The 14,785-nt window shown below is 72.9% G+C and carries 16 protein-coding genes; 10 read left to right on the forward strand and 6 right to left on the reverse strand.

Annotated features, from left to right (window positions below; all coding sequences use genetic code 11):
- Together Q6969_RS06575 and fbaA are read left to right on the forward strand one after the other, a co-directional pair.
- The coding region (locus tag Q6969_RS06575; protein WP_317229716.1) for a DNA recombination protein RmuC at positions 1-1,326 on the forward strand (1,326 nt) is incomplete at its 5' end.
- A 105-nt stretch (positions 1,327-1,431) separates the two neighbouring features.
- Positions 1,432-2,457, forward strand: coding sequence for a class II fructose-bisphosphate aldolase (gene fbaA / locus Q6969_RS06580; protein ID WP_317229717.1), 1,026 nt, complete (start codon positions 1,432-1,434; stop codon positions 2,455-2,457).
- A 94-nt stretch (positions 2,458-2,551) separates the two neighbouring features.
- On the opposite strand, the gene Q6969_RS06585 is transcribed toward fbaA, so the two are convergent.
- Positions 2,552-3,400 carry a DUF6264 family protein gene (locus Q6969_RS06585; RefSeq protein ID WP_317229718.1) on the reverse strand — a complete coding sequence of 283 codons (849 nt, stop codon included), beginning with the start codon at positions 3,398-3,400 and terminating at the stop codon, positions 2,552-2,554.
- Entirely contained in the window at positions 3,397-4,431 is a 1,035-nt protein-coding gene (locus tag Q6969_RS06590) for a 4-hydroxy-3-methylbut-2-enyl diphosphate reductase (protein WP_317229728.1), read from the reverse strand. The genes Q6969_RS06585 and Q6969_RS06590 overlap by 4 nt, the downstream gene beginning before the upstream one ends.
- 101 nt (positions 4,432-4,532) lie before the next feature.
- Here Q6969_RS06590 and xseA point away from each other — a divergent pair, with 101 nt between their 5' ends.
- From xseA to Q6969_RS06615, 5 genes are all read left to right on the forward strand, one after another.
- Positions 4,533-5,849 (forward strand): exodeoxyribonuclease VII large subunit, encoded by a 1,317-nt coding sequence (gene xseA, locus Q6969_RS06595; protein WP_317229719.1) that lies wholly within the window; start codon positions 4,533-4,535, stop codon positions 5,847-5,849.
- A 10-nt stretch (positions 5,850-5,859) separates the two neighbouring features.
- Positions 5,860-6,114 (forward strand): exodeoxyribonuclease VII small subunit, encoded by a 255-nt coding sequence (locus Q6969_RS06600; protein ID WP_317229720.1) that lies wholly within the window; start codon positions 5,860-5,862, stop codon positions 6,112-6,114.
- A gap of 2 nt (positions 6,115-6,116) precedes the next feature.
- Positions 6,117-6,836: a DUF4245 domain-containing protein gene (locus Q6969_RS06605; RefSeq protein WP_317229721.1), complete on the forward strand. Its 720-nt coding sequence runs from the start codon at positions 6,117-6,119 to the stop codon at positions 6,834-6,836.
- Positions 6,833-7,480: a carbonic anhydrase gene (locus tag Q6969_RS06610; protein ID WP_317229722.1), complete on the forward strand. Its 648-nt coding sequence runs from the start codon at positions 6,833-6,835 to the stop codon at positions 7,478-7,480. Before Q6969_RS06605 ends, Q6969_RS06610 begins: the two co-directional genes overlap by 4 nt.
- Before the next feature lie 117 nt (positions 7,481-7,597).
- Positions 7,598-9,025, forward strand: a complete 1,428-nt coding sequence (locus Q6969_RS06615) for a class II fumarate hydratase (RefSeq protein ID WP_317229723.1) — start codon at positions 7,598-7,600, stop codon at positions 9,023-9,025.
- A gap of 103 nt (positions 9,026-9,128) precedes the next feature.
- Here Q6969_RS06615 and Q6969_RS06620 read toward each other — a convergent pair whose 3' ends face one another.
- Positions 9,129-10,475: a PhoH family protein gene (locus Q6969_RS06620; RefSeq protein WP_317229729.1), complete on the reverse strand. Its 1,347-nt coding sequence runs from the start codon at positions 10,473-10,475 to the stop codon at positions 9,129-9,131.
- A gap of 255 nt (positions 10,476-10,730) precedes the next feature.
- The gene (locus Q6969_RS06625; RefSeq protein ID WP_317229724.1) at positions 10,731-11,516 is read right to left on the reverse strand and encodes an isoprenyl transferase; all 786 of its coding nucleotides are present in this window, start codon (positions 11,514-11,516) and stop codon (positions 10,731-10,733) included.
- 80 nt (positions 11,517-11,596) lie between these two features.
- On the opposite strand from Q6969_RS06625, the gene Q6969_RS06630 reads away from it, so the two are divergent.
- Positions 11,597-12,364: a hemolysin III family protein gene (locus tag Q6969_RS06630; RefSeq protein ID WP_317229725.1), complete on the forward strand. Its 768-nt coding sequence runs from the start codon at positions 11,597-11,599 to the stop codon at positions 12,362-12,364.
- A 46-nt stretch (positions 12,365-12,410) separates the two neighbouring features.
- Here Q6969_RS06630 and Q6969_RS06635 read toward each other — a convergent pair whose 3' ends face one another.
- A complete protein-coding gene (locus Q6969_RS06635) occupies positions 12,411-12,755 on the reverse strand; it encodes a hypothetical protein (protein ID WP_317229730.1) in 345 nt (114 codons plus the stop codon).
- Positions 12,755-13,636, reverse strand: coding sequence for a mycothiol conjugate amidase Mca (gene mca / locus Q6969_RS06640; protein ID WP_317229726.1), 882 nt, complete (start codon positions 13,634-13,636; stop codon positions 12,755-12,757). Before mca ends, Q6969_RS06635 begins: the two co-directional genes overlap by 1 nt.
- A gap of 66 nt (positions 13,637-13,702) precedes the next feature.
- Between mca and Q6969_RS06645 the strand changes: the two genes are divergently transcribed.
- Both Q6969_RS06645 and greA read left to right on the forward strand, forming a co-directional pair.
- Complete coding sequence (locus tag Q6969_RS06645) at positions 13,703-14,185, forward strand: DUF4307 domain-containing protein (RefSeq protein ID WP_317229727.1); 483 nt, start codon at positions 13,703-13,705, stop codon at positions 14,183-14,185.
- 60 nt (positions 14,186-14,245) lie between these two features.
- Complete coding sequence (gene greA / locus Q6969_RS06650) at positions 14,246-14,734, forward strand: transcription elongation factor GreA (protein ID WP_191147184.1); 489 nt, start codon at positions 14,246-14,248, stop codon at positions 14,732-14,734.
- Positions 14,735-14,785 lie beyond the last annotated feature (51 nt).

Genomic DNA, 14,785 nt, shown 5'->3' on the forward strand with positions numbered 1-14,785 from the left:
GCCGTGTCCCGCGCCCGCGCGGGGGTGGATGCGCCGGGCCGCGCGGGAGAGGCCGCCCGCCTCGCCGCCGCGGAGGCCACCGTCGCGGCCCTCCGGGAGCAGCTGGACCGCACGGAGCGCCTCGCCGAGGAGCAGGTCGGGCAGGCCACCGCGCAGTACGCGGAGCGCGCCCAGGCGCAGGACGCGCTGCACCGCGAGCGGCTGGACGCCCAGGAGTCGAACCTCCGCGAGCAGATCGGCCAGCAGGAGGACCGCATCGCGGAGCTGCAGTCGCGGCTGCGCGAGGTCCAGCGCGCCGAGGTGGCCCGCACCGAGGAGGACGGCCGGGTGCTCACGGCGCTCAGCCCGGTCGCGGAGAGCCTCAAGCAGGTTCAGGCGAAGGTGCACGAGCTCGAGGAGCAGCGCCGCCAGCAGCACGGCGAGCTGAGCGAGCAGCTGCGGAGCGCCACGGAGGCGGAGGAGCGGCTGCGCGCCACCGCCGAGACGCTCGCGTCCGCGCTCCGCTCGAACAGCACGCGCGGCGTGTGGGGCGAGACGCAGCTGCGCAGCGTCGTGGAGGCCGCGGGCCTCATCCACCGCGTCGACTTCGACGTGCAGACCAGCGTCTCCACCGCCCAGGGCGTCGGCCGGCCGGACATGGTGGTGCACCTGCCGGGCGGCAAGAACATCGCGGTGGACGCGAAGGCGCCCTTCACCGCGTACCTCGAGGCGAGCGCCATCCCCGCCTCCGCCACCGGCCCCGAGGGCGCACGACGCGACCACCTCATGAAGCAGCACGTGCAGGCCGTCCGCGACCACATCACGGCGCTCGGCAGCCGGGCCTACTGGGAGGGGCTCGACGCGAGCCCGGAGATGGTCATCGCGTTCATCCCGAGCGAGTCCCTGGTGTCGTCCGCGCTCGAGGCGGATCCGAGCATCATGGAGTTCGCGTTCAGCCGCCGGGTCGCCCTCTCCTCCCCCGTCACGCTGTGGTCGGTGCTCAAGACCGTCGCGTTCAGCTGGCAGCAGGAGGTCCTCACGGAGGACGCGAAGCAGCTCTTCGACCTCAGCCGCGAGCTGCACGCCCGCCTCGCCACCAGCGGCGAGCACATCGCGAAGCTCGGCCGCTCCCTCACGGGCGCCGTCGGCGACTACAACCGCGTCGTCGGATCCCTGGAGCGCCAGGTGCTGCCCACCGCCCGCCGCCTCAGCCGGCTCGACGAGTCCAAGGTCATCGGCACCCTCGCGCCGCTCGAGGCCACCGCGCGCGAGCTGTCGGCGGACGAGTTCACGTCAGCCGCATCCGCTCCCCGGGCGTCCGGGGACGCCGACGCGACCGCTCGGTAGAGTGGCGAGCACGCGGGGCCCGGCCGCGGGAGCACCTCCCACCGGCCGCCGAGGGCCCGCGTCAGCCGCACGGCGTCGCCGTGGATCCGCCGAAGGAGATGCACCATGCCCGTAGCAACCCCCGAGCAGTACGCCGAGATGCTGGATCGCGCCAAGTCCGGCGGATTCGCCTACCCCGCGGTCAACGTCTCGTCCTCGCAGACCATCAACGCGGTCCTCCAGGGGCTCACGGACGCCGGCTCCGACGGCATCATCCAGGTCACCACGGGCGGCGCCGACTACTTCTCCGGCCACACCGTGAAGAACCGCGCGGCGGGCGCCCTCGCCTTCGCGCGCTTCGCCACCGAGGTCGCCAAGAACTACCCCATCACGGTCGCGCTGCACACCGACCACTGCCCGAAGGACGCCCTCGACGGCTTCGTCATCCCCATGATCGAGGCCAGCGAGGAGGAGGTCCGCGCGGGCCGCAACCCCATCTTCCAGTCGCACATGTGGGACGGCTCGGCCATCCCGCTCAACGAGAACCTCGACATCGCGACCGACCTGCTCCCCCGCATGAAGGCCATCAACGCCATCCTCGAGGTCGAGATCGGCGTCGTCGGCGGCGAGGAGGACGGCGTCAGCCACGACACCGGCGCGCACCTCTACACGACCCTCGAGGACGCCATCTCCACCGTCGAGGCCCTCGGCCTCGGCGACCAGGGCCGCTACATGGCCGCCCTCACCTTCGGCAACGTGCACGGCGTGTACAAGCCCGGCGGCGTGCAGCTGCGCCCGTCGCTCCTCAAGGAGATCCAGGACGGCATCCAGTCGAAGTACGGCACGTCCGAGAAGCCGTTCGACCTCGTCTTCCACGGCGGATCCGGCTCCTCCGACGACGAGATCGCCGAGGCCGTGCGCAACGGCGTCGTGAAGATGAACATCGACACCGACACGCAGTACGCGTTCAGCCGCTCCATCGCCGACTCGGTGCTCCGCAACTACGACGGCTTCCTCAAGGTCGACGGCGAGGTGGGCGACAAGAAGACGTACGACCCGCGCGCCTGGGGCAAGACGGCGGAGTCGGCCATGGCCGCCCGCGTCGTCGAGGCCACGCGCCAGCTCGGCTCGCACGGGAAGTCGCAGAGCTAGCGACGGCGGTCGCGCTCCCGCTACTCGCGGGGGACACGACGGCGGGGCCGGTCCTGGTGGACCGGCCCCGCCGTCGTTCGCGTGCATGCGGGCGTCAGGGCCCGCCGTTCGACATGATCTGCTGGAACGCCGGGTCCTGGATGATGAGCGTCAGCACGAGCACGCTCGTGATGACGGTGGCGAGGACCGCGCCCGCGATGGGCACCCAGAACGCCATGCGGCGGCGCTTGACGAGCTCGAGGGCGATCCAGGCGGTCAGCACGAACACGACCACGTTCACGACGTTGACCGCGATGCCGATGACCGCCGTCTGCGGCGTGACCGTGTAGGTGCCGCCGCCGAAGAGGGCGTAGGACTGGTCGATGGCCTGCGAGGGATCCGAGTTGGCGCCGATGCTGCCGGCCACGTTCACGAGCCCGGCGGCGAGCAGGCCGATGGTGATGGCCGCGTCGAACCGCCGCGGCGCACGACGCGGCTCCTGGCCGGCGAGGTAGCCGGGGCGTCCGGGCGGCGCGCTGGGTGCCGAGCCGGCGGGCTGGTCCGGAGCGGGATCCGGGCGCGCGGGAGCGGGTGCACGTCGTGCATCCCGGCGCTCCGTCGCCGCGGTCCTCTCGGATGCGCGACGCGCGTCCACCGCGGCCTTCTCGGCGTCGCGGCGCTCGGCCTGCTGGCGCTCGCGCGCGGCCTTGCGCTCCGCCGCCATCTGCTCGGCGAGGGTCTGGGGCGCCGCCTGCTTGCCGGCCTTCCTGCCCTTCGCGACGCCCTCGCCACCCGGGGCGTCCCGGGCGGCCGCGGCCTCGCGGTAGGCGGCCGCCTCGGCGACGATGCGCGCATCGGCCTCGGACAGCTCCGAGGAGCCGCCCGCGGAGGACGACGGGGACGCGTACTCGCCGAAGCGCGGGGCGGGCCGGCCGGAGCGGCGCTGCCCGTCGTCGTCGCTCACGCGCGGGTGCGCCCGCCGATGGCGCGCGAGTCCGTGTTGCCGGACTGGTCCTTGCGCAGCTCCTTGGGGAGCGAGAACACGAGGTCCTCCTCGGCGGTCACGACCGCGGTCACGTCGCCGTAGCCGGCGTCGGCGAGGTCGTCGAGGAGCTCCTGCACGAGCACCTCGGGGACGGAGGCGCCGCTCGTGACGCCGACCGTCTGCACGCCGTCCAGCCACTCCTGCTTGACCTCGGAGGCGTAGTCCACGCGGTAGGACGCCTTCGCGCCGTACTCGAGTGCCACCTCGACGAGTCGGACCGAGTTGGAGCTGTTCGCGGAGCCGATGACGATGACGAGGTCGGCGTCGACCGCGACCTTCTTGATGGCCACCTGGCGGTTCTGCGTGGCGTAGCAGATGTCGTCGCTCGGCGGGTCCTGCAGGTTCGGGAAGCGCGCGCGGAGGCGGCGGACGGTCTCCATGGTCTCGTCGACCGAGAGCGTGGTCTGGGACAGCCAGACCAGGTTGTCCGGGTCCCGCACCTCGATGGTATCGGCGTGCTCCGGGGAGTTGACGACGATGGTCTGCTCGGGCGCCTCGCCCGCGGTGCCCTCGACCTCCTCGTGGCCCTCGTGGCCGATGAGCAGGATCTGCTTGTCGGCCTTCGCGAAGCGCACGGCCTCGCGGTGGACCTTGGTGACCAGCGGGCAGGTCGCGTCGATGGCCTGGAGGCCGCGGTCGGCGGCGCCCTGCACGACGGCCGGCGAGACGCCGTGGGCGCTGAAGACGACGTGGGCGCCGGTGGGCACCTCGTCGACCTCCTCCACGAAGATCGCGCCCATGCGCTCGAGGGTGGAGACGACGTGCACGTTGTGGACGATCTGCTTCCGCACGTAGACGGGGGCGCCGTAGCGCTCGAGGGCCTTCTCGACGGCGACGACGGCGCGGTCGACGCCGGCGCAGTAGCCCCGCGGAGCGGCGAGCAGGACCTTCTTGGGTCCGTCCACCGGGTTATCCTTGAGCCTGTTGCGGACGCCGGGCATCCGGGGCATCGACAGGCTGACGACGGGTGCTCCCACGAGTCGCTGGTCAGTGGTCGCTGTAGTCACGCAACCGATTGTATGCGCCCGCGCTGGGCGCCGAGTGGGGAGCCATGAGCGAGACGCGCACCGTGTCCATGCCAGCCGCGGGGGCCCCGACCGTCGACGCGCCGTGGCCCGTCTCGGTGCTGTCCGGCAAGGTCAAGGGCTGGATCGACCGGCTCGGCACGGCCTGGGTCGAGGGCGAGATCACCCAGTGGGGCGGCTCCGGCGGCAACGTCTACGGCAAGCTCAAGGACCTCGACGTCGACGCCACCATCAGCTTCACGGTCTGGTCGTCCGTGCGCGCGAAGATCCCCGCCGACCTCGGCCAGGGCGCCCGCGTCGTCGCGCTCGTCAAGCCCAACTACTGGGTCAAGGGCGGCACGCTCACCATGCAGGTGCTGGAGATGCGGCACGTCGGCCTCGGCGACCTGCTCGAGCGACTCGAGCGCCTGCGTCAGACGCTGCGCGCGGAGGGCCTGTTCGACGTCGACCGCAAGCGGCGCCTCCCGTTCCTCCCCGGCTGCATCGGCCTCATCACCGGCAAGGACTCCGACGCCGAGAAGGACGTCCTCCGGAACGCGCAGCTGCGCTGGCCGAGCGTGCGCTTCCGCGTCGTGCACACCGCCGTGCAGGGCGACCGGGCTGCTGGCGAAGTCACGCGCGCCATCGGCGTGCTCGACGAGGATCCCGAGGTGGACGTCATCGTCATCGCCCGGGGCGGCGGCGACTTCCAGAACCTGCTCGTCTTCAGCGACGAGACCCTGGTGCGCACCGCGGCCGCGTGCCGCACCCCGCTCGTGAGCGCCATCGGCCACGAGGCCGACCGGCCCCTGCTCGACGACGTGGCCGACCTCCGCGCCTCCACCCCCACCGACGCCGCGAAGCGCGTGGTGCCGGACGTCTCCGAGGAGCTCGCCCGCGTGCAGCAGGCCCGCGCCCGCATCGGCATGCGCCTCACCTCGCAGGTGCGGGGGGAGATCGACCGCATCGAGCAGCTGCGCTCCCGTCCCGTGCTCACGGGCTCCGCGTGGATCGTCGACTCGCGCGCCGAGGAGCTCGGCCGCTACATCGCGCGGTCCGCCGAGCTCGCCGGCCGCGTCGTGGAGCGCGGCGTGCAGCAGACGAGCGAGCTCTCGCGGCAGCTGCGCGCCCTGTCCCCGCAGCACGTCCTCGACCGCGGGTACGCCATCGTGCAGGCCGCCGACGGATCCGCGCTCCGCACCCCCGCCGACGCCCCGGCGGGCACCGGCCTCGTCCTCCGCCTCGCCGCCGGCGCGCTCGGCGCCACCTCCACCGGCCCCACCGACGACATCCCGTCGTCGGCCGCCCTCCTGCCCTCGTCCCCCACCCCCGGGGCCCGGCCCGCGCCCGGCTCCGAAAGCTAGGATCTCCCCCATGCCCACCAGCCCCGCCGACACCGGCACCGACACCGGCGCCCGCCTGCCCGACGTCTCCGAGCTCAGCTACGAGGAGGCCCGGGACGCGCTGGTGCGCGTCGTGAACGACCTCGAGCAGGGCGCGTCCACGCTCGAGGAGTCGATCGCCCTGTGGGAGCGCGGCGAGGCCCTCGCGGCCCGCTGCGAGGAGTGGCTGCTCGGCGCCAAGGCACGGCTCGACGCCGCCCGCACCACCGTGTCCGACGCCGGCTGACCGTGGCGAAGGACCGCACGCCGAACGTCGTCGCCGAGCTCGGCCGGCCGGAGACGCCCGAGGAGACCGCCGCCCGCAAGGCCGCCGACTCGCGCCGGCACCGCGCCAAGCAGACCTTCCGCAACCTGCTGTACTCGCTCATCGTCACGGTCGCCACCGTCGCGGTCATCATCGCGCTGGTGCCCCGCTCGAACACCACGATCCTGCCCGACGTCGACTACGGCGCCACGGCCGCCGAGGCGCAGGGCGGCTTCCCGCAGACCCTCGTCGTGCCCGACCTGCCCACGGCCTGGAAGAGCAACGACGCCGAGATCCGGCCTGCAGGCCGCGACGGCGTCGCCGTCTGGTACATCGGCCTCATCACGCCGAGCAACCGCTACATCGGCATCTCCCAGGGCATCGACGCGAACCCCACCTGGCTGGACGAGACCCTGCGGTCCGCGCCGGAGGTGAGCCGCGAGGAGATCGGCGGCCTCGAGTGGACCCTGTACGACAACGGCCAGGCCGACGACCCGGGCAACGTGGTCCTCGCGGCGAGCGCCGTCGACGGCGACAGCACGTACGCGGTCTACGGCACGGCCGACGCCAACGAGCTGCGCACCGCCATCGACGCGGTCGCCGCCGCGCGGGGCACGGCGGCGGGCTCCTCCGCCACCCCCGCCCCGACGCCCGCGGACGGCGCCACGAGCACCACCGCACCCGGAGAGGGGATCGAGGGATGACCGATCAGGACGAGGTCTCGCAGGCACCCGCAGAGGTGTGGGCCGAGATGGTCGAGGGCAACGCGCGCTTCGTCCAGGGCGCGCCCCAGCACCCGCGGCAGGACGTCGAGCGCCGCGCGGCCCTCGCGCACGTGCAGCGCCCGGTCGCCGCGCTCTTCGGCTGCAGCGACTCCCGGCTCGCCGCCGAGATCATCTTCGACAAGGGCCTCGGCGACCTCTTCGTGGTGCGCAACGCCGGCCAGATCATCTCCGACTCGGTCCTCGGCAGCCTCGAGTACGCGGTCGCCGTGCTGGGCGTGCCGCTCATCGTCGTGCTCGGCCACGACGAGTGCGGCGCCGTCCGCGCGGCCATCGAGAGCGCGGCGCCCGACGCGGAGGCGCTGCCGCCGCACATCGCGCGCCTCATCGCCCCCATCGAGCCCGCCGTCCGCCGCGTGGCGGGCGACCCCGTCGTGCCGTCCGAGGTCGACGCGGGCGAGGTCGGGCGCCAGCACCTGCGCGACACCGTGACCCGCATGCTGGAGGCCTCCGAGATGATCTCCGACCGGGTGGCGGCCGGTAGCCTGGCCATCGTCGGCGCCAACTACAAGCTCCTCGAGGGCACCGCGGTGCCCGACGTCATCGTGGGCGACATCCCCCGCTAGGGGCGACGTCCGCGGAGGCCCACCCCGCGCGCCGGAAGGCGCCGTGTGCGCGCCGCCCCCGTACCCCGGGCCCACGAGGCCCGGTGCATCACCCGTCCCGAAGGAGAGAGAAACAGCGTGGTCGACACTTCCCCCGGATCAGACAGCGGCACGACGGACGAGTTCCGCATCGAGCACGACACGATGGGCGAGGTGCGGGTCCCGAGGGACGCGCTCTACGCCGCCCAGACGCAGCGCGCCGTCGAGAACTTCCCCATCTCCGGCCGCGGCCTCGAGCCCGCGCAGATCCAGGCGCTGGCCCGCATCAAGCGCGCCGCCGCGATCGTCAACGGCGAGATGGGCATCATCGACGCGGACGTCGCCGAGGCCATCGTCGCCGCGGCGGACCAGGTGGCGGGCGGATCCCACCACGAGCACTTCCCCATCGACGTGTACCAGACGGGCTCCGGCACGAGCTCGAACATGAACATGAACGAGGTCCTCGCGGCCCTCGCCACGTCCTCGCTCGGGAAGCCCGTGCACCCGAACGACCACGTCAACGCCTCGCAGTCGTCGAACGACGTGTTCCCCACCTCGGTGCACGTCGCCGTCACGGGCGCGCTCCTCGCCGAGCTGATCCCCGCCCTCGAGCACCTCGCGGAGGCGCTGGAGTCGAAGGCCGAGGCGTGGAAGGGGCTCGTCAAGGCGGGCCGCACGCACCTCATGGACGCGACCCCGGTCACCTTCGGCCAGGAGTTCGCCGGCTACGCCCGCCAGGTGCGCCTCGGCATCGAGCGCGTCCGCACCGCGCTCCCCCGCGTCGCGGAGGTCCCCCTCGGCGGCACGGCCACGGGCACGGGCATCAACACGCCGCTCGGGTTCCCGCAGAAGGTCATCCAGGTGCTCGCCGACGACACCGGCCTGCCCGTCACCGAGGCGCTCGACCACTTCGAGGCGCAGGGCGCGCGTGACGGCCTGGTCGACGCCTCCGGCGCGCTCCGCACGCTCGCGGTGAGCCTCACCAAGATCTGCAACGACATCCGCTGGATGGGCTCGGGCCCCAACACGGGCCTCGGCGAGCTGCACATCCCCGACCTCCAGCCCGGGTCCTCGATCATGCCCGGCAAGGTCAACCCGGTCATCCCGGAGGCCGTCCTCATGGTCTGCGCGCGCGTCATCGGCAACGACGCGACCGTCGCCTGGGCGGGCGCCTCGGGCCTGTTCGAGCTCAACGTCGCGATCCCCGTGATGGGCTCGTCGCTGCTCGAGTCGATCCGCATTCTCTCGACCTCCACGCGCCTGCTCGCCGACAAGACGGTCGACGGGCTCCGCGTCAACGAGGAGCACGCGCGCGCGCTCGCGGAGTCGTCGCCGTCCATCGTCACGCCGCTGAACCGCATCATCGGGTACGAGGCCGCGGCGAGGATCGCGAAGCACTCGGTCGCGCAGAAGATGACGGTGCGCGAGGCCGTCGTCGACCTCGGCTACGTCGAGCGCGGCGAGATCACCGAGGAGCAGCTCGACCAGGGCCTCGACGTGCTGCGGATGACGGCGCCCGGCCTCTAGGCCCGCGCGCCGCGCGCCCCGCATCGCGCACAGCACGACGGACGCCGACGGGCGCCGGTCCCCTCGGGGACCGGCGCCCGTCGTCATGCGGCGGCTGCGCGCGTCACACGGGATCGCCGTCGAGCAGACCCGTGACGAGCGCCGCGATGGCGCTCCGCTCCGAGCGCGTCAGCGTGATGTGGCCGAACAGCTCGTGGCCCTTCAGCGTCTCGATGACGCTGGCGACGCCGTCGTGCCGGCCGACCCGCAGGTTGTCCCGCTGCGCCACGTCGTGCGTGAGCACCACGCGCGAGTTCTGCCCGATGCGGCTGAGCACCGTGAGCAGCACGTTCCGCTCGAGCGACTGGGCCTCGTCGACGATCACGAACGCGTCGTGCAGCGAGCGCCCGCGGATGTGGGTGAGCGGCAGCACCTCGAGGATCCCCCGCTCCACCACCTCGTCCATGACGTTCTGCGAGACGACCGAGCCGAGGGTGTCGAACACGGCCTGCGCCCACGGGTTCATCTTCTCCGCGGCGTCGCCCGGCAGGTAGCCGAGCTCCTGGCCGCCCACCGCGTACAGCGGCCGGAACACCATGATCTTGCGGTGCTGCTGCTTCTCCAGCACGGCCTCGAGCGCGGCGCAGAGGGCGAGCGCCGACTTGCCGGTGCCCGCGCTGCCGCCGAGGGACACGATGCCCACCTCGCGGTCCAGGAGCAGGTCGATCGCGAGCCGCTGCTCGGCCGAGCGCCCCTTGAGCCCGAACACCTCCCGGTCGCCGCGCACGGACTTGACGGTGCCGCGGCGGACGACCCGGCCGAGGGCGGATCCCCGGTCGGAGTGGAGGACGACGCCCGTGTTCACGGGCAGGTCCTGCACCGCCCGCGTCTGGAGCGTGTCGCGCTCGTACAGGTCGGCCATCTGCTCGCTGGAGAGCGTGACGTCGGCCATGCCGGTCCAGCCGCTGTCGACCGCGAGCTCGGCCCGGTACTCCTCCGCCGGGAGGCCGATGGAGGCGGCCTTCACGCGCAGCGGCATGTCCTTCGAGACGACCGTGACGGCGAGGCCCTCGGTCGACAGGTTGAGGGCGACCGCGAGGATCCGCGAGTCGTTGTCGCCGAGCTGCAGCCCGTTGGGGAGCGCCGCCATGCTCGAGTGGTTGAGCTCGACCCGCAGGGTGCCGCCGGCGTCGCCCACCTCGATGGGGAAGTCGAGCCGCTCGTGCTCCTCCCGGAGCTGGTCGAGGTGGCGGAGGGCCTGGCGGGCGAAGTAGCCGATCTCGGGGTCGTTCCGCTTCGACTCGAGCTCCGTGATGACGATGACCGGGATCACCACCGCGTGCTCGGCGAAGCGGAACAGCGCCCGCGGGTCGGACAGGAGGACGGAGGTGTCGAGCACGTACGTGCGCTCGGCCTGCCGCGTCCCCCCTCCCGGGCCGGCGTGCCGTGCGGTGCTGCTCTGGCTGTCCATCGGGGCCACGGGCCACTCCATCCCCGAGCGTTCGCGCTCGGATCCTGACGGCGATCGGGCCACGGTGACGAGAAGCGATGCGGCGGCCCTCTCGATCGGGCGCCGTGCCCGATGAGTGGAACCTACGTCGGGACCCCGCCCGCTGACCAGTGCCACGCGCGTCCCGATGTGTCAGGGACATTAACTCTTGCCCGGCGTCGCGGCGTCGGCCGGCAGCGCGGGGCGGCGCGGTGCCCGGAGGCCCGGCCGGACGCGTCAGGAGCCGAAGCGGCGCTGGCGGGAGGAGTAGTCGCGGAGGGCGCGGAGGAAGTCGACCTCGCGGAGGTCGGGCCCGAGCGCCTCCATGAAGTAGAGCTCGCTGTGGGCCGACTGCCAGAGCATGAAGTCGCTGATGCGCTGCTCGCCCGAGGTGCGGATCACCAGGTCCGGATCCGGCTGCCCGCCCGTGTAGAGGTGCTCGCCGATGAGGTCGGGCGTGAGGAGGGCCGCGAGGTCCTCGAGGGTGCCGCCGGCGAGGTGGTGCGACTGGACGATGCTGCGCATGGCGTCCGCGATCTCGGTGCGCCCGCCGTAGCCGACCGCGAGGTTGATGTGGAGTCCCGCGTTCCCCTTGGAGCGCTCCTCCGACGCGTCGAGCCGGGCGAGGAGCTCGGGCGGCAGGCCCTCGTCCGAGCCGACGTGCTTGACGCGCCAGTCGCGGTGCCGGGAGAGGTCCTCGGCGAGCTCGCCGATGATGTCGATGAGCGCCGTGAGCTCGGCGCTGCCCCGGCCCGTGAGGTTGTCGGTGGAGAGCAGGTAGAGCGTCGTGACCTTGATGTCGAGGTCGTCGCACCACTCGAGGAACTCGAGGAACTTCGCCGCCCCCGCACGGTGTCCATGGGCCGCCGACTCGAGGCCGAGCTGGCGCGCCCAGCGGCGGTTGCCGTCGAGGATCATCGCGATGTGGTGCGGCAGGGCGGTGCGGTCGAGGCCGCGGCGGATGCGCTTCTGGTACGCCCGGTAGAGGAGACCGCGCCACGGTCGGATCGGCTTCTCTCGCACGTGTCCCACGCTATCCCACGTCCCGGGAGCGCGGATCGCCCGGCCGGGTGACGTCACCGGGGCTGTCCTACACTCGCAGGATGACGCCCGCCGACGCCTCCCCCGGACCGCTCGGCACCCCGGAGGACCGGCCCGCAGCGTCGCGCCGGGAGGAGGACGGGCCCGTCCCGCACCTCCCGCTCGTCGAGGACGCGCAGGACGCGGGTCCCGAGCCCCGGCCCACCTGGCGCGGATGGCTGCACGCCGGCATGACGCCGGTGGCGCTCGTGCTCGGCGTCGTGCTCATCGCCGTGGCCGACGGCACCGCCGCCCGCATCGCCTGCGCCGTGTTCGTGGCGTCGTCGCTGCTGCTGTTCGGCGTCTCGGCCGTCTACCACCGGTTCGACTGGTCGCCGCGCACGAAGGTCCTCCTGAAGCGCATGGACCACGCGAACATCTTCCTGCTCATCGCCGGCTCGTACACGCCCATCACCGTACTGGCCCTGCCCCACGGGAAGTCGGTGCTGCTGCTCTGGCTGGTGTGGTCGGGCGCCGCCCTCGGCGTGCTGTTCCGCGTGCTGTGGATCGGCGCCCCGCGCTGGCTCTACGTGCTCCTGTACCTGGTGCTCGGCTACGCGTCGCTCGTCTTCATCGTCGACTTCTTCCGCGCCGACGCCGCGATGATGACGCTCATCCTCGCGGGCGGCCTCGCCTACACGGTGGGCGCCGTCGTGTACGCGCTGAAGCGGCCGAACCCGTGGCCCGGCCGCTTCGGCTTCCACGAGATCTTCCACGCGTTCACGCTGGTGGCGTTCCTCTGCCACTGGACGGGGATCCTGCTGGTGGCGACCGACCCGCCGCTCGTCTGACGCGCGCCGCCCGTCTGACGCGCGCCGCCCGTCCGGCGGGCGCCGCTCAGGCGCGGGGCGGGTCCGCCGGGTCGTCCGGCGTGGCGGGAGCGTCCGGTGCGGCCTCCGCGGCCGGGGACGTGCGCGGTCCCCGTTCCGGCGCCGCGTCGCGGGCGAGGTCGGCCTCGAGCTTCTCGGCCTCCAGTCGCCCGCGGATCTCCTCGCGGTAGCGGGTGCGTCGGATCCGGCGCGTCATGTCCACCATGAGCAGCAGCACCACGATCGCGACGAAGAAGATCGCGATGAAGCCGATCGGACCCGGGGAGACCGTGTCCGGGTCGAACTCCGCCGTGGGGGTGGGGCTCGGCGTCGTGACGGCGGCGGCGAGCCGGAGGACGAGGTCCTGGCGCATCACGCGCGCACCGCCCGCTCCTCGTCGACGATCCCGGCGAAGAGGTCGTGCTCCTCGTCCGGCGCGTCGACGCGCGACTCCACGAGCTGGAAGTCCTCGAACGGCCACGCCCGCTGCTGCAGGTCGCGCGGCCAGCGGAAGAACGTGCTGTCGGGGGCGACCTGGCTCGCGTGCGAGAGCAGCGCGCGGTCGCGGGCCTCGAAGTGCTCGCCCACGTCCACGTGCGTCGTCGCGAGGTCGGGGCGGTCGCCCATCCAGCCGAGCATCTCGTCGACGGCCTCGAGCATCTCGGGCGCCGCGTCGTCCGCGACGAGGTGCTCGCGGACCGCGCGGAGCTTGGCGCCGTTGAAGATCCGGTCGAAGTAGAGCTTGGAGACCTGCCACGGCGCGCCCGCGTCGGGGTAGGAGCCGGCGACGCCGGACTCGCGCCACGCCTCCATGGCCACCACGTGCGCCTGGATGTGGTCGGGGTGCGGGTAGCCGCCGTTCTCGTCGTACGCCACCAGCACGTGCGGCCGGAACTCGCGCACGAGGCGGATGAGCGGCTCGGCCGAGACCTCCACCGGGATGCTCGCGAAGCTCGCGGGCGGCAGCGAGCCGTCCTCGCGCGCCATGCCGGAGTCGACGTAGCCGAGCCAGCGGTGCTGCACGCCCATGACGGCCTGCGCGCGCGCCATCTCGATGCGGCGGAGGCCCGGGAGGTCGCGCTCCGCCATCGCGCGCTCGGCCAGCCCCTCGTTGAGGATGTCGCCGGCCTCGCCGCCGGTGCAGCTGACGACCATGACCTCGGCACCCTGCTGCGTGTAGTGGGTGTACGTCGCCGCGCCCTTGCTCGACTCGTCGTCGGGGTGGGCATGCACGGCCATGAGGCGCAGGGTCACGGGGCTCCAAGGGTGGGGACGGTAGTCTGGACCTCCAGGGTACAAGGTGCGTGTGGAGGAGTTGCCGTGACGACAGGGTCCCGCTCCCCCGTCCCCGCCGGCGCCTCCACGGAGGACGACGAGACCGTCGAGCACCGAGTCCCCGCGCTCGCCACCACCGCCGCGCTCGACGAGCGGTACGGGCGCACGCGCCCCGCGCGGATCCGCCAGCGCTGGCTCTACGGCACAGCCGGCGGCCTCGTCGCCGTGGTGTTCGGCGCGTGGGTGCTGTGGGCGGGGATCGACCAGGCGTCCGGCTCCATCGACGCCACCGACCGCGCGTTCGACATCGTCGACGACCGCACCATCGACGTGACCTTCTCCGTCGTCATGCCGGCGGGCGAGGCGGCGTGGTGCGCCGTGCAGGCGCAGGACGAGCAGCGCTCCATCGTCGGCTGGAAGGTCGTCGAGCTCCCGGCCCGTGACGCGTTCGAGCGGATGGAGACGGTGCGCCTCCGCACGACCGGTCCCGCCGTCACCGGCTTGATCCACAGCTGCTGGCCCGCCTAGAGTGGGGGATTCGCCCTGACGGATCCGTCGGGGCGTCCGTGCGAGTGCAAGGAGTCCATCGTGGCGCAGGAGCAGGCAGTCACCTGGCTGACCCAGGAGGCGTTCGACCGCCTCAGCAGGGAGCTCGACACCCTCAGCGTGCAGGGCCGCGAGGAGATCGCGAAGAAGATCGAGATCGCCCGCGAGGAGGGTGACCTCAAGGAGAACGGCGGCTACCACGCCGCCAAGGAGGAGCAGGGCAAGATCGAGGCCCGCATCCGCCAGCTCACGCAGCTGCTCCGCACGGCCGAGGTCGGGGACGCCCCCGAGAGCCACGGCGTCGTGGAGCCCGGCACCGTCGTCACCGCGCTCATCGCGGGCGACGAGACGAAGTTCCTGCTCGGCAACCGCGAGATCGCGGGCGACAGCGACCTCGACGTCTACAGCGAGCAGTCGCCGCTCGGCGCCGCCATCATCGGCTGGGAGGTCGGGCGGAAGGGCGCGTACACCGCGCCGAACGGCCGCGAGATCCCCGTCGAGATCCAGGCCGTGGAGAACTACACGCCGTAGTCGCGACGCATGCGACGCATGCGACGCATGCGACGCATGCGACGCATGCGA

The organism is Clavibacter sp. MX14-G9D (genome assembly GCF_032917815.1).
Classification (GTDB): Bacteria; Actinomycetota; Actinomycetes; order Actinomycetales; family Microbacteriaceae; genus Clavibacter; species Clavibacter michiganensis_K.